This is a genomic window from Chloroflexus sp. (genome assembly GCF_034432675.1).
GTDB lineage: Bacteria > Chloroflexota > Chloroflexia > Chloroflexales > Chloroflexaceae > Chloroflexus.
Genome location: NZ_DAOUBI010000252.1, coordinates 1 through 15,184, shown reverse-complemented (window position 1 = coordinate 15,184; position 15,184 = coordinate 1). Strand labels below are relative to the sequence as shown.

10 protein-coding genes are annotated in these 15,184 nt (G+C 54.3%); 4 read left to right on the top strand and 6 right to left on the bottom strand.

Going from position 1 to position 15,184, the window contains the following annotated elements:
- The 6 genes from VAE55_RS18855 to VAE55_RS18830 all read right to left on the bottom strand — a co-directional run bounded on the left by VAE55_RS18855 (position 1) and on the right by VAE55_RS18830 (position 5,895).
- On the bottom strand, positions 1-504 hold the full coding sequence (locus tag VAE55_RS18855) for a flavin reductase family protein (RefSeq protein ID WP_322817261.1): 504 nt from the start codon (positions 502-504) through the stop codon (positions 1-3).
- Positions 501-1,532: a 4-hydroxy-2-oxovalerate aldolase gene (gene dmpG, locus VAE55_RS18850; RefSeq protein WP_322817260.1), complete on the bottom strand. Its 1,032-nt coding sequence runs from the start codon at positions 1,530-1,532 to the stop codon at positions 501-503. Before dmpG ends, VAE55_RS18855 begins: the two co-directional genes overlap by 4 nt.
- Positions 1,529-2,446 (bottom strand): acetaldehyde dehydrogenase (acetylating), encoded by a 918-nt coding sequence (locus VAE55_RS18845; RefSeq protein WP_322817259.1) that lies wholly within the window; start codon positions 2,444-2,446, stop codon positions 1,529-1,531. Before VAE55_RS18845 ends, dmpG begins: the two co-directional genes overlap by 4 nt.
- Complete coding sequence (locus VAE55_RS18840; protein ID WP_322817258.1) at positions 2,398-3,204, bottom strand: IclR family transcriptional regulator; 807 nt, start codon at positions 3,202-3,204, stop codon at positions 2,398-2,400. Before VAE55_RS18840 ends, VAE55_RS18845 begins: the two co-directional genes overlap by 49 nt.
- 93 nt (positions 3,205-3,297) lie before the next feature.
- Positions 3,298-4,278: a catechol 2,3-dioxygenase gene (locus VAE55_RS18835; protein ID WP_322817257.1), complete on the bottom strand. Its 981-nt coding sequence runs from the start codon at positions 4,276-4,278 to the stop codon at positions 3,298-3,300.
- Positions 4,279-4,299: 21 nt separating this feature from the next.
- Entirely contained in the window at positions 4,300-5,895 is a 1,596-nt protein-coding gene (locus VAE55_RS18830; RefSeq protein WP_322817256.1) for a 4-hydroxyphenylacetate 3-hydroxylase N-terminal domain-containing protein, read from the bottom strand.
- Between the two features lie 229 nt (positions 5,896-6,124).
- Here VAE55_RS18830 and VAE55_RS18825 point away from each other — a divergent pair, with 229 nt between their 5' ends.
- The 4 genes from VAE55_RS18825 (at position 6,125) to VAE55_RS18810 (ending at position 15,018) form a co-directional block, all read left to right on the top strand.
- Positions 6,125-6,931: an enoyl-CoA hydratase gene (locus tag VAE55_RS18825; RefSeq protein WP_322817255.1), complete on the top strand. Its 807-nt coding sequence runs from the start codon at positions 6,125-6,127 to the stop codon at positions 6,929-6,931.
- Between the two features lie 1,080 nt (positions 6,932-8,011).
- Positions 8,012-9,301 carry a vanadium-dependent haloperoxidase gene (locus VAE55_RS18820; protein ID WP_322817254.1) on the top strand — a complete coding sequence of 430 codons (1,290 nt, stop codon included), beginning with the start codon at positions 8,012-8,014 and terminating at the stop codon, positions 9,299-9,301.
- 14 nt (positions 9,302-9,315) lie between these two features.
- A complete protein-coding gene (locus VAE55_RS18815; protein ID WP_322817253.1) occupies positions 9,316-10,368 on the top strand; it encodes a hypothetical protein in 1,053 nt (350 codons plus the stop codon).
- Positions 10,369-10,464: 96 nt separating this feature from the next.
- Positions 10,465-15,018 (top strand): SdrD B-like domain-containing protein, encoded by a 4,554-nt coding sequence (locus VAE55_RS18810; RefSeq protein ID WP_322817252.1) that lies wholly within the window; start codon positions 10,465-10,467, stop codon positions 15,016-15,018.
- Positions 15,019-15,184: the final 166 nt, after the last annotated feature.

The window sequence follows — 15,184 nt, the reverse complement described above, 5'->3', positions numbered from 1 at the left end:
CTACACGGCAGCCATCTTGCCGTACTGCCCCCGGAAGAAGAGCAGTGGACGCCCTTCGCGATGGTGTAGATACTCCACCTGGCCGATGAAAAGCGTGTGATCGCCTGCCGGATGAGCATCGGTAATGCGGGCTACCACATGCGCCAGCGCATCGGCAAGCAATGGTGTTTCGGCGTGCCAAATGAACGTGGGTTGCAGACCGGGAATTGGCTTGCCGCTAAAATGACGACTGAGCTGCTCTTGATCCTCGCTTAGTTTACTTACCCCGTAGCGACGGCCAGGGGCCAGCAGACTGTGCATGCGTGAATAGCAACCAATGGAAACTAGCACCAATGGAGGATCGAGTGACACCGACAGAAACGCATTCGCCGTCATGCCGTGAATCTGGCCTTCATAGGCTGTCGTGACGACCGTCACTCCGGTTGCAAAACAGCCCATCGTGGAGCGAAAGAGGCGTGGATCGATGGCCGGAACCTCTGCTCGTACTGATACTGCATTGCTCACGGGCGAGACTCCTTTCGCGCACTTGATTGATGCCGGCGACTCAGTTCGAGTGCAACATCGATAATCCAATCTTCCTGGCCCGCTACCGCCTGACGACGGCCCAACTCGACCAGAATTTCACGCGGATCGACGTTGTATTGAGCACCGGTGCGCTTGGCGTGTAGCAGAAATGTTGAATAGACACCGGCATAGCCGATGGTGATGGCATCCCGATCAGGGAACGGTTGGAAGGGCATGATAGGGGCAACCACATACTCAGCCGCATCCATGAGACTGAAGACATCAAGACCAGGATTGAGTCCCAGCCGGTCAAGCACTGCGGCCAGCAATTCGGTTGCCGCGTTGCCGGCACCGGCCCCCAAACCGCGTAAACAGCCATCGATCTGATCGGCACCGGCTTCGAGCGCTGCCAGGGTGTTGGCGATACCAAGCCCTAAGTTGTTGTGTGCGTGGAATCCAACCTGCACTGATAGGGTGTCTTTCAGCGCCTGCACCCGGTCTACTGCATCCTGGGGCAGCATGGCCCCGGCCGAGTCAACAATGTAAACGCAGTCGGCGCCGTAAGACTCCATTAATTTCGCCTGCCTGGCCAGCTCTTCGGGGGGGCGCATATGGGCCATCATCAGAAAGCCAACCGTCTCTAAACCCAGCTCTTTTGCCAGACCAAAATGCTGTTCAGAAATATCTGCCTCTGTACACTGTGTCGCAATCCGTACTACTTGCACCCCGCGGGCCACTGCCTCTTTCAAATCCTTCCGGGTGCCGATGCCCGGTAGCATCAGGGCAGCAATTTTCGCTCTTTCGGCATGTTGACGAGCCGTTTCAATTAAATCAAATTCTGATGTGTGCGAGAAGCCATATTGCAGCGACGAACCGGCCAATCCATCGCCGTGACTCACCTCAATCACCGGCACGCCGGCCCGGTCGAGAGTCTGGACAATCGTAGCTACCTGCTGGCGGGTAAACTGATGGCGCATTGGATGTGAGCCATCACGAAGCGTTGTATCGGTCAGCCGTGGTGGTTTCATACGGTCACCTCCAGCTTTGACAAGAGGTGTGCGGCAAATAGTTCACCCACCTGTCGGGCGGCGGCAGTCATGATGTCGAGATTCCCAGCATACGTTGGGAGAAAATCACCTGCACCTTCAACTTCCAGGAGCATAATAAAGACTGGTCGCTCACCCCACGGCGTTGATCGTTGTTCGATGACGGGCAAACTCTTTAACCGATAGCCGGGAACATACTGTTGTACATCAGCGACCATCTGCGCCACCGATTGGCGGACGGCTTCTTCATCAAAATCGCCTTCTGGTACAACATAGATGGTATTCCGCATCAGAATCGGTGGATGCGCCGGATTCAAAATAATAATCGCCTTCGCTTCACGGGCACCGCCGATGGCTTCTAACCCCCGTGCTGTAGTAAAGGTAAATTCATCGATATTCTGGCGCGTACCTGGCCCGGCTGAGCGACTCGCAATGGTACTCACCATCTCGGCATAGCGAACGGCTGTTACCCTGCTCACCGCATAAACAAGCGGAATGGTTGCCTGTCCGCCACAGGTAATGAGGTTCACATTATGTGCCTCAAGATGCTCACCGAGATTGACCGGTGGAACTACATACGGCCCCCGTGCAGCCGGTGTCAAATCGATAGCGATGCGTCCATGATCGCACAAAAGCCTGGCGTGGCGCACGTGTGCCTTCGCGCTGGTGGCATCAAATACAATACGAATATCGGGATCGGCCAGAATCGATTCAATGCCGTCAGTTGCGGTCGGAATACCGATCTGTCTGGCGCGAGCCAACCCTTCAGAGGCCGGATCGATACCTGCAACGAGCGCCAGCTCCATTCTGCCCGGCTGCTTCAGCAGTTTGTACATCAAATCGGTGCCTATATTGCCGGAACCGAGGATGGCGACTTTAACTTTGTCGATTTGCATGCAGATGTTCCTCCATAGTATCCCAACCGCTCAGAGATACGTTGCGCACCTTCAACGATTGCGCGCGTGTATTGTTCGCGATGCTTGCGAAAGCGGTGGGTGGGAGTCGAGAAGCTGATGGCAGCAATCACATTCCCCTCATAATCACGGATTGGAGCTGCCACACAACAGAGGCCAATCGAGACCTCTTCCAGATCGTATGCATACCCACGTTGGCGCACATAGGCTAACTCTTCGGCCAGTGCGTCAAGGGAGGTGATGGTGTTGGCGGTAAACGGGTAGAGTTGATCATCACCAACCACCCGCAGAACCTCTGGCCAGGGTTGGTGTGCCAGCAAGACCTTACCCACGCCAGAGCAGTGAGCCGGCAAGCGCACACCAATCCCCGACAGCTCGACCTGCAACCCCTGCTGGCCGCGTAATTTCTCTAAATAGACAACCGTCCCTGCTTCGAGCACGGCCAGATGCATCGTCTCACCCCATGCTGCAACCATCTCTTGCATCACGGCCCGCGCCTCTTCGCGAAACTCTGTCGTTTTGAGCAGGGTTTGGCCCAATTCGAGCAGGCGCCATCCTAATCGATAACGTCCCGGCCCCACCCGGCGGAGCAGATTTTGTTCGGCCAGACTACTCAACAATTCCGAGACGCTTGATTTGGGTAATTCGAGCGCTTTCGCCATATCGCCAACACTCCATTCCGGGTGCATCGGCGTAAATAGCGTGAGCGCTCGCGCCGCTTTTTGCAGAGTTTGCAGCATAGGGTGCTCCTTCCTGCCTGATCACCGTTGTGAGGTAAGGCATTGACGGAAAGCGCAATCATGCAGGGTGCTTGCGCTTTCCGCGAGTAGTGATTATGCCGATGCCAGTGCCGGCTCTTGTTCGTGAACAACCGGCGTGCCGTAGAGGAAAAATTCACCCGGTAGATTACCACCGAACCAGACAATCCCGGCTGCCAGGGTCTCTTCCGTCCAGACAATCGGCTTCCACGCCGGATCGAAGATCATGTAGCCAGGATCGCCAAACAGTTCAACCCGATTGCCACCCGGTTCGTAGACGTACATAAACATCGCCTGGCTGATGCCGTGCTTGCCGGGGCCGGCTTCAATGAAAATACCTTGCTCACGGAAGACATCGGCCAGATCGTTGAGATTCTGGGGATAGCCGTACCAGTAGCAGACGTGGTGCAATCGGCCACGGGCACCCTTGCCGTCGCGCATGAGCGCCACTTCGTGCACTAACGGCGAGACACTCAACCAGCAACCGGCTTCGATACCATTGTTGAGCACAATGTGCTCACGGAGCCGGAAGCCCAATTGATCCATCATAAATTGCTTGTTGACGGTCACATCTGAGGCGAGCAGATTGACGTGATCGAGACGGCGGACCGGTACGCCGCGCAAGGGACGCTTCTGGGGTCGATTGAGCAGTGGCGACTTCTGATCCTCTGCCGGCTGGAAGTAGTCAACTTCCCATAGAATCTCCATCGAGTGACCATCGGGGGTCGCGAATTGATAGGCCGGCCCATGGCCGAGATCGCCGTCCAGCCAGCCGCGACCAAAGCCAGATGCTTCAAGCGCCTTCACCCGTCGCTCCAACGCCTGTGGTGAACTGGCCCGCCAGGCGACGTGGCCCAGACCCGGCTCTCTGGCTTCGGTAATCTTGAGGGTATGATGGTACCAGTCTTCATAGGCCCGCAGATAGACTGACTGGCCTTGTTGGGTTGTCACCTCCATACCGAGCAGGTCGCGGAAAAACCAGAGTGTCTGATCAGGTTTGGGCGTTAAGATTTCGACGTGGGCTAACTGGTGAGTGTCAAAGATCGGCTCGCTCATACATCCCTCCTTTGTGCTTAACTAATGCTGACCCATCACAACATTGACATCGGTTGGGTTGATCAGATCACTCGTTGTCCAGCCATCGAGGTCATACTCGGCCATGCAGCGTTCGGCAAACGATTTCATTTGGGCCGTTACACCCATAGCCATCGCCGCGCCTAGGGTCTCGATCCGGATATTCTCGTGATTGCCGGCGTAGTTCCGCTCGTACAACTCGTGGCGACCACCAAATTCGGTACCTATGGCATCCCAGAGCAGTTTCATCAACTTAATCCGCTCCAGAGCACTGTAGCCGTTTGATCCGCGCACAAACCGATCCAGGTAACCACGCACTTCGGGGTTCTTCAGATCGGCGGCGTGCGAAGGGAGATAGATCAAGGCGCTGGCCACATCTTTCTCGATCAAATCTTTGATCTTGACGTAGGCGTCCGGTGCCATGACCCGATACGCGAAGGCAGCTTCGAGATTTGGCAGCAGGTAACCATCAACCCACGGCATCGGGTTACGTACCATCGCCTCTGTCATTTGCCAGAAGAGATTGCGATAAGTGACAATCTCACCCAATCGCGCCTGAACACCTCGAAACTCGGCAACGCCGGTGGCTTCTACCGCTTTGAGCATCAGGCCGGTGATGAAGTCAAGTTTGACGGCAAAACGTACCCCGCCGTGGAGGGGGAAGCGATGACCAAAACCGGACAGCGGGAAGAAGGTGTTGACCTTCTCAATGTCGCCGTAGACAAACACGTTTTCCCAGGGGATCAAGACTTGATCGAACACCAGGATAGAGTCGTTCTCATCGAGACGGCTTGAGAGCGGGTAATCGAAAGGACTGCCGGTGACTGCCGCATTATACTCGTAGGATGTGCGAGCGATCAGCTTGATACCGGGCGCATTCATGGGAACGGCGAAGATCAGCGCAAATTGCTTCTCTTTGATGGGGAGCGGCCCGTAATGCGCAATAAAATTGACATGGGTCAGGGCACTGCCGGTTGCTACAACCTTTGCCCCTGAAACGATTAGACCAGCATCAGTTTCGCGCTCAACGTGCATATACACGTCACGAACCTCGTCTGGAGGCCGGTTGCGGTCAATCGGTGGGTTGACAATGGCGTGGTTCCAGTAAATCAGCTCTTCCTGGGTCTTCCGATACCAGCGGCGAGCATTTTCCTGGTAGGGAGCATAAAATTCAGCATTAGCTCCTAACGTACCAGTAAATGCGGCTTTGTAATCAGGTGCGCGCCCCATCCAGCCATAGACGGCTCGCTGTAACTCGGCAATGGTGTCTCGTGCCCGCACCAGATCGGCAACCGTTCGCGAGCCAACGAAGAAGGGATGTGTCCAGCCGCCACTGCCGGTATCGGTTGGCATTGTCCACTTCCAGTCTTCAGGCCCACCTCGTGCCATGTCTTCCTGGTGCAATTCGTGCAGACGATCATACCAGCGTGCCACCATACGCACCGAGTTGCGAAACGCCGGATGGGTAGTAACATCCTTCACCCGCTCCCCTTGAAAGTAGATCACTCGATCATCGCGCAGGCTGTCCAGATACTCACGCCCGTTCATCGGGCGCACACCGGCTACGGTAGTCTCCGTCATCGCTTCGGATACCGTCATAACCTCACCTCCCTGTGAAATGAATCCCAGCGCCGTTGCCGCGTTGTGGTATATCCCTGGCTTTTTATCTTCGCGGTGATTTTGATTATAGGGGGAGCACGGGTCGGTGTCGATAATGAAATTCGACATAGTCGAACGCGGGTTGAGATTGTGGAAAATGTGCGTGACAACCTGTCTTCGTGTACAATGGTGACAGTTACCCCAAACCATATTCATACGGAGGTCTACGATGGAAGGACACGAAGTTGCTGTCGAACCATTCGTCTTGAGCGAGATTGATGGACGTGGAGTGGTTCGCCTTACCCTCAACCGGCCACGCCAGTTCAATGCCCTGTCGGAAGAGATGCTCGAAGCACTGCAACGTGAACTCGATGCGATTGCCGCCAATCCGCAGGCACGGGTGGTGGTGTTGGCGGGCGCCGGTAAAGCCTTTTGCGCCGGTCATGACCTCAAGCAGATGCAGGCGCATCCCGATCAGGCGTACTACGAAGACCTCTTTGCCCGTTGCACTCAGATGATGCTGACGATACAGCGCCTGCCGCAACCGGTCATTGCACGTGTGCACGGGATTGCCACTGCCGCCGGATGCCAGTTGGTAGCAATGTGTGACCTGGCCGTTGCGTCGACTGAAGCACGGTTTGCCGTGTCGGGGATTACGGTTGGTCTGTTCTGCTCGACACCATCGGTTGCGCTGTCGCGCAATATCGGGCGCAAGGCCGCTTTCGAGATGCTGGTTACCGGTGAGTTTATCGATGCTGTCACCGCACAGCGGTTAGGGCTGGTCAATCGGGTAGCAGCACCGGCAGACCTCGATGCCGAGGTGCAGCGTCTGGTGGATGCGATTTTGGCGAAGCCGGCAGAGTCGATTGCTATTGGCAAGTCGCTCTTCTACCGCCAGCTTGAACTGCCAATGGCAGAAGCTTACCGGCTGGCCGGGCAGACGATGGCATGCAATATGATGGAACCGTGTGCGCAAGAGGGGGTCAGTGCATTTGTCGAGAAGCGTCCGCCGGCGTGGGCGAATGTCGAACGCTAACAACAAGAGCTGTACTAACCCGAGTTGTTACCTTGTATTACCATAGAGGCACGGAGGACACAGAGGTATGGATGTAACCTGAGTTGCTGCCTTGAGGCATGACGTAGTGCATCTATGGGAACTGACCACCCATATCGTTCATGCAGGTACGCTACATGGTGCTGAACGCAATAATGCTGTGCTGTTCGTCCTGATAGTCAACCTCTGTAGCCTGCTTACAGCATGGGTGGCAACTTAGGACAAAGTATCAGCGTCGTGCTGCTGGCGAGATATTAGAACCTATTTCAAAAAACATCTACGAGAAGGTATCTTCTGCATTGCCGCTCGATTCCATGTTCATGACGAGCACACCCGGCCTCCGTGTGACCAGCCGGGTCAACGACGTTGCACGCGCCAGATCGCGAGCACGGCTGGCGCGGCAGCATGGCTGCCGCACGCCAAACGTCACGATACGCGCATAACGTGCGGACAAGACACTCAATCTAGCGAATGATTACACGAACGAAGTTGCTCTTCCCCACACCAACGGGTTGGGAGCAGGACAGGCAATCGTCGGTGATTGGCAAACGTTCATGCGCCTGGATGACAGTTTAATAGCACGGTAGCACAACTTTATGAAATAAGTGCTATTGTTGGTGATTGGTAAGTATGCATGAGCCTGTGCGACTGTCTGGGTACATACCATTGTGTACTTCTACCAGCGGAAGCATGGCTTTCTAGTGCCTGTTCGTAACATACTATCGAGCAATATCAAATCTGCATCACCATGCGCTACGCTCACCCCCTATCTGGCAACGAGATCGATTCCAGGTGTCTCGGAGGGAAATAGCTTCCCTCCGCACCAGATCGTGAGCACGGTTGACGGACTCCTCACGATACGCCACGGGTATCGCTGTCTCGTAACGGGACTCTCTCCGGGTGCTCCGTAGGGAACCCTCGGCACCCCGTTTGTTGAGAAACGGTCTCAGAAAATAACCACACGCCAAAATTCAACCAAAAAATCTCAAAAATTCCGCGCACCGTTTTGGCATGTTTCACGGTTCTATATGTGTACACGTTTTTTCCGCAATGAGGTGTTGCATGCGAATCGTCCAGCTACTTGTTCTACTCGTTCTACTTACTGCCTGTACGCTATCGCCGGGAGCAACCACACCTGCAAGTAAACCACCATCGGTTTCACAGTCTATTTCTACCGGAAAACTGACAAGTCCGCTTGAACCGCGCCTCTGGTTGGTCACCGATCCGGATGTGGTACTGGCGAGTGTTCCTGACAATCCCGTCCCAGAAGGTATTCCAACTGCGCCACCGTCTGGTTTTGTCAACAAGTTTGTTGTCAGTTGGGTAAAAACCGCTATCGGCTACATTGCCCGTGACGGGTTACCGCCAACGCGGGCAGCACGCGAACTGATGCTGATCTCGGTGGCATTGAATGACGCACTCATTATTAGCAATGAAGCTGCTCAGGAAGGCGCTATCAATCAGACTGCCGTACTGGCCGGTGCAGCCTGGCCGGTACTACGCTACCTGCATTCGCAACACAGTGTCGAGATTGATCAGGATGTTCACGATGCACGCTGGTATGGGTTATGGCAGCGTGATCCGATGTCACCGGTGGAGCTTGAACGTAGTTTTCAGATCGGGCGAGCGGTTGGTGAACAGGTCGTGATGTGGGCACAGCATGACGGAAGCGATGTGGCGGTAGAGGTTGCTTTACCAGCAGCAGGTGGATGGGCAACCGATCAATTGCCGCTGGACGCTCACTGGGGCTCGGTTAGAACAGTTGCCCTGCCTGATGGCAGTGCTGTAACGCTACCTGCCCCTCCGGCCTGGGACAGCAGCGCCATGGAACAGGAGCGTACGACCTTTCGAGCTGCACAGCAAGTGCTGACCGAGGAACATCGTTCGCTAGCGTGGCACTGGCATGCCGACGTGGGTACTGCAACCGTGCCTGGTATCTGGTTTGAGACAGCGATCACGACCGCGGTGGTTCAGAATCTCGATGAACTACAGACAGCTTCGCTGCTAGCGCACCTCGGCGTGGCCATGCACGATACGGCGGTCGCCTGCTGGTACAACAAGTATCTTTATGGGTTTGCCCGCCCTGAGCAGTGGATGAACATTGTCGAACCGGGCTGGCAGCCGGTGTTGCCCACCCCACCGCACCCTTCATACCCCTCCGGTCATGCGGCATTCAGCTCTGCTGCTGCCAATTTGTTGATGGTTGCTTTTCCGCAACACAAAGACCTTTTCATTAGAGAAGCAGCCGATGCAACTCGTTCACGCATTATTGGGGGGGTACATTGGGTCATGGATGGGAAGCAGGGAATGGCGTTAGGGAGTGAAGTTGCCCGTTATGTACTGAGTCGCTAAGAGGAGTTGCAACAATGTTGCTCAGCAATCATCGTCGCTCGCTATGGATCATCTGCTGGGGATTGGTGTGGATGTTATTGTTGCTTTCGCAGCCGACTGCTGCTCAATCAACGCAGCCCCAGATGCAGATTGACGATCACATCTTAGTTACAGGCTGGATTGAAGTGACATTTACCGGATTGCCCTCAACTATAGATCAAGTACGCTGGAGCTGGCACCAGGAACCTACCGACGAAGTAAGCTGGACATGGATTGAGGTTGCAAATGGCAACGCAACCAAACTGGTCAATCCCCCTGACGATTCCGCGGGTGAAGAACCGCCAATGCTCTACGTGCAGTTACTTGATCTTGATGGGACTATCATCTCACTGCATGCACCGTTCATCAAAGCGCGGCCGATTGAAGTATCTATCGAATTCATACCACCTGAACGGGCTATGAACGGTTATACCAATCAAAACCAGACAACGATCCGTATGGTCAACATCTTCGGATGTAAAACGGGATTTTTGTTAGCTTTGCCCTCAGATGACATTCATGACTTTTTCTTCGACGATCAACCTGTGCTCCAACAGGAGTATCCATTGCCGGCATTAGAGGGAGAAATCTGGATTTATGTTGTAGTACAGGGAGAAAACACTGCAAACTCACGGAGTAACTGGCTTTCTCTAATTCGCGACATCACTCCGCCGACGTTAACGCACACTCAGGCTGACATAGATACGGCTGATACACACGCCCGACTAATGATGAGCGGTAAATTTGCCGATACATTCGCACCCCTACCGCACGCTATTGAGTGGCAATTTGTTGCCTCAGATGGATCAACCATTGGAGTGCCGGTGTTTCATGTGTTGCGTGAGACTGAGGTGTGGATGACAACTACGGCTACTCTTGGAACAGAAGGTACACCGTACCAACTGCAGGTTGCCTTAGACACCATTCCCGTGCAAGCGCGCATGCTTCAAGTCAGGTTATTTGATCGGGCCGGTAATTCGCAAGCTATAGAACCAATTCAACTAACTAATACCTCACACACCGTGCACATTCCTTTCATCGGACGATAGGAATTTCTCTGGGAGGAAAACAGGCACTCATCGGGTGACGCTTCTAGCGTCACCTTGGGCGAGTGCATGTCCGAAAACAAGGTAAGGAGACGCAGCATGGATATTCGTGCACCTGTACCCGTGCTCTCACGTTGGCTGGCAGTAGTGACGATCTTCAGTATCCTCCTAATCGGGCTATCTGTTCTATCGCCGATTCCGGCAGTAGCACAGAGTGAGACATCCGGTTTTGCCAGTGCTGTTCCATGTCTCAACGGTGATCTTTCACTGGCAACTACCTGTTTTGCTGACACGATGTATAAGCCAGTCGCTGCTAACGACCCAGCACTGGTACGGGTGACTATCAGCAGCACAAAGCAGATCCTGGCGCCTATTGGTACAACCAGTGGGGGTTATCAGCAGCGAATGGCCGGTAATAGTGGTATCGGCTCTGTCTATGGTCTGGCCTATGATGATGGAGCAATCAGCGGTATTCGTCGCTTGTTTGCAGGCGCATTTACCCGTCGCTTCACCAGTTTTGGCCCACTCGGCCCTGGCGGTGTGTATGAATATCGTTTCGACAATGGGCAATGGCTCCCATCGTTCACCGTGCCTAACGCCGGCTCAGATCGTTTGTCTAATGATCCGAACGATACGGCAATTCTCAATGCGGTGGGTAAAACTGGCCTTGGAGATATGGAGATCAGCCCCGATGGTACAACGCTCTACATTGTTAATCTGCACACTCGTCAGCTAGAACGATACGATATTACAAAGGAAACGCCTCAACGCTTGGCACCGGTTAACGTTCCGCTACATCTCATCAGTCAAAATCAGCAGACATTGGCGAATCTGCGCCCTTTTGCGCTGGAATTTGCACCGAATGCCGACTCAACACACGGTAGCCCGCGTTTAATGGTTGGTGTTACGGACACAGCCGTACCCAATGGTGAACCGCAGGTGTTCGTACTGGAATGGAAAATTAATTCGGATAGCTGGCAGGTTATTTTACATCAACCACTGGTGAACGCTGTCTTCAATGTTCGGTTTGTTGGTTCGACGTACTTCCGTGAACTTAAAAAACTGAGTCCTAATGGCTCAGTGGTTGGATGGAATGCCTGGAATGAAACTTTACACAGACTTAAAATTTATCGAAAAAGCAATACCATCTTTGATGCCCAACCATTTTTGACCGATATTGAATTTAGTTCTGATGGTCAGTTTATGCGTCTTGGGTTGCGAGATCGAATTGGTGATTTAACGTTCTTTGGCGAACCACCACAAGGACACTACACGGCCACTGCTCAAGGCGACAGCCTTAATTATCGATTTAGCAATGGTAGATGGGTACTAGAATTATCTCCTATTAGTCGTATTGATCCGGTGCATATTCATGACTCAAGTACAAGGCTCTTGGCAAATCTAGCCGACTGGCTGAATGACAACTTGCATAAATATCCCGGTACTTATCCGGCGCATGTTGAAAATCATATGGGTAGCTTACTAGCTATCCCAAACCCTGATGGTACCGAGACGATTGTGGCAACGTCATTGCTGGGTGATAATGCATCAGGGTTAATGGTGTACACCTCAAATCAACCGTATCCATTCCGTACCATTACCCTAATTCCGTCTGACAGTAATAAACTGGCAGCGCTTGGTGATCTCGAACTCCTCTGCACGTATGCATTTATCAGCGGACAGCTCTGGAATGATCTTAACGGGAATGGCATCCGTGAAGCAGGTGAACCACCATTGGGTGGTATACAACTTGAGGTCTTTGAACCTGGTCAATCAATGCCGCTTGGTCATGTGGTAACGGCTACTGATGGCAGATATGTGGTTGCAGTGCCACCCAACCGAGCGTTGCACATGCGTGTAACTCCGAATCAATTCCTGAACGGCCAGCCGCTGGCCGGGATGACCTACTCGCCACAACGTGCCGGCCCCACGACCCTTGATAGCGACGCTCATCCCATCTTCGGCATCGTTGAGTTTGCCGGTCGTCACGTCGGGAATGGCGTGACCGGCAATGCACTGATGATGCCGGTGCGTGGTGAACGGATTCAGCATGTCGATATTGGGCTTACCCGGCAATTTCGTCCGGCTACCATCGGTGATCGGGTCTGGCACGATGTCAATCGTAATGGCATACAAGACGCCAATGAGCCTGGACTTGGCGGCGTGATGATCCGGCTGGAGCGTCTGCCCGGTTCTTCGCCTGCTGTGAATAGCTATCCTCGCACAACTTCCAGTGATGCGCAGGGACGCTATATATTCACCAATCTTGAACCAGGCCAGTATCGCTTGTTCGTGACTTTGCCGGGAGGTTACACCTTTGCACTGGCAGGTCGCGGTGGAAACGCACAGCTCGACAGTGATATTGATGAACGTAGTGGTTTCAGTCAAGTAATAGCTGTTAATCACGGTGCGACACAAACAGATATTGATGTTGGTCTAGTGGCGCTTCAGGCGACAATGGATCTCAGCGTAGAGCTGAATGCACCCGCTGAAGCAGTGGTCGGCGACGAATTGCGCTACACCATCCTTTATCGCCATACCGGTTTGGCTCCAGCGACAAATGTGACGATTCAGATGTCAGTGCCAACCGGATCACAGTTGATTAGTGCCAGCATGCCGGTTCAGCAGCGGGGAACAACTTTGAGTTGGCAGATTGGGCAACTAAATCCGAATAGTAACGGCAGGATTGAGGTGCGGGTACGTGCCCCAACAACGATTGGCAGCAATCTGAGCCAGACCGTTGCAGCTACTGCTGTTATTGCCTCCAGGCCGCCTGACAGCAACATCACGAACAATAGCTCCATGCAGCTTACCCGCCTGACACGCGCCGAGGTTAGCATTTCTAAAACAGCACCGGCAACAGTGCTGAGTGGCGACATGCTCTTCTACACACTGCGGGTTGTGAATCGCGGTAGTGCAACCGCGTCACAGGTAACAATTGCCGATCCGTTACCAGATCGGGTTGATTTTGTCAGTTTGTTGCAGGCGCCGGCAGGAGCTTGTCGCTATGCAGGAGCAGAGCGGACACTCCGCTGTATGATGAGCAGCTTGGCGCCGCAGCAGGAAGCAATCATCAGTTTTCAAGCTCGCCCGCGACCAGATGCAGCCAGTCGGCTTGATAACCGGGCGACGGTAACGACAACGACGGCAGGTGACTCTCCGACCGATAATTCGGCAATGGCCAGCACTGCTTATCTACGGCCAAATCCAGCAATTCGGTTGACCTTCGGGCCAGATCCGGCGGGAGCGGGTGAATCAGTCCGGTTATTGGTCGGCTATCAGAATCACGGTACAGGTGTGGCACGTCAGACGACGATTACTGTACTCTTGCCGGCATCTGTGACGCTCTCCACGCTACCGACCGGATGCCAGCAACAGGGAAATCAATTGCGCTGTGCGCTCGGTGATCTGGTTCCTGCGGCCAGTGGTGAGCTGCGGCTGGATATGTATATACCGGCTACGCCAACCATTGATCAGTTGAATGTGCAGGCATCGATTAGCACGATAACCCCGGAACGGATTGTTGATCAGCAGGATAATCAGGCCAGTGCAACCGTAGCTGTTGTCCGCCCAAATCCGTTTGTCCTGCTCCGTGCGCCGACCAGCATTGTCGGTCAGGGCAGCGTGTTTGCTTACACAATTGACTATGGCAATCTCTACCGACGCCGTCCAGCGCAAACGCGACCGGCAGCCAACACCGTGCTTGAATTTGAGTTGCCATCCGATGTGCAACTGGTTGGCGCCAGTCGTACACCTACAACCCAGCAGGGGCGTTTACTGCGATGGGAGCTGGGAACGCTGGATGGGCAAACTGCGGCAAGGATTGAGGTCGTCGTGCAGACCCGTGTTCCGGCTGGCACAGTCTTGCCGGCAACAGCACGGATTTCTACGCTGACGCCTGCCGATGATCCGGTTGACAATCTGGCTTCGTTGAACATCAACGTTGTCCCACCACCGACTACTATCGGTACTGCAACCGGCGATCTGCGGATTGCCATTCGCTCGACCCTGGACCCGGCAGCACGCGATGGCAGTCAGACCAACGGTGTTTACCTCTCTGAAGGTACTGCTATTGCCTGGCCGACCGGCGAAGTGATCGATTTAACACCACAATTGACCAATCTGCAATTCAGTGATGAACCATTACCGTGGCCCTACGCCTATCAGGTGCGGGTGGTCGGCTGGAGTCTGTCCGGGGTAGAGGTGGGTGGTCAGCGCTTCGATCCACGAGCCGCCGATAGTCGCGGCAACACCGGTTGTCGTCCGGGGGCGCGACCGCTACTGACACCAAAACTGCTCAGTGGCTGCGTGTATCGCTATCTCGGTGGGGAAAGTCGGGATCAACCCGGTGCAGCCATCATTCGCGAACGCGATCTCGATGATCAGGTACATCTCTACTGGAGTAGACCTCCGATACCGCCCATGCGCTCTGATGTCTATCTGTACGCCACCGACCAGATAAACCGGGCGCGGCTGACGATCCAGGTTGAGCTTGAGGTGCAGATTATCAATCAGGCACCGGGCAGTATCGGTGGCGTCCCGCTGCCTCCCGTTCCGGTTGCACCACTGCCTGATCCGGCACGCCAGATCGTATCCGGGCAGATTGACATCACCATGCTGGCACCGCGATCACTGGTTGGGCCGGGGAGCTAAGCGATGAGTTCTGGTCAGGATGTACGTCTGGCGAAACCAAGGGCATCTGGCAGGTACAGCCGTTCGCCACCGGTAGGAAGGCGTCATCAGCTCACCAAGCCCAGCCGGTCGGGCCAGGGAGTTAAGCGATGAGTTCTGGTCAGGATGTACGTCTGGCGAAACCAAG

Excerpts from the sequence above, each read along its gene's own strand:
- dmpG (WP_322817260.1), bottom strand. The coding sequence starts at position 1,532 with ATGAAACCACCACGGCTGACCGATACAACGCTTCGTGATGGCTCACAT.
- VAE55_RS18820 (WP_322817254.1), top strand. The coding sequence starts at position 8,012 with ATGCGAATCGTCCAGCTACTTGTTCTACTCGTTCTACTTACTGCCTGT.
- VAE55_RS18835 (WP_322817257.1), bottom strand. The coding sequence starts at position 4,278 with ATGAGCGAGCCGATCTTTGACACTCACCAGTTAGCCCACGTCGAAATC.
- VAE55_RS18830 (WP_322817256.1), bottom strand. The coding sequence starts at position 5,895 with ATGACGGTATCCGAAGCGATGACGGAGACTACCGTAGCCGGTGTGCGC.
- VAE55_RS18825 (WP_322817255.1), top strand. The coding sequence starts at position 6,125 with ATGGAAGGACACGAAGTTGCTGTCGAACCATTCGTCTTGAGCGAGATT.
- VAE55_RS18845 (WP_322817259.1), bottom strand. The coding sequence starts at position 2,446 with ATGCAAATCGACAAAGTTAAAGTCGCCATCCTCGGTTCCGGCAATATA.
- VAE55_RS18810 (WP_322817252.1), top strand. The coding sequence starts at position 10,465 with ATGGATATTCGTGCACCTGTACCCGTGCTCTCACGTTGGCTGGCAGTA.
- VAE55_RS18815 (WP_322817253.1), top strand. The coding sequence starts at position 9,316 with ATGTTGCTCAGCAATCATCGTCGCTCGCTATGGATCATCTGCTGGGGA.
- VAE55_RS18840 (WP_322817258.1), bottom strand. The coding sequence starts at position 3,204 with ATGCTGCAAACTCTGCAAAAAGCGGCGCGAGCGCTCACGCTATTTACG.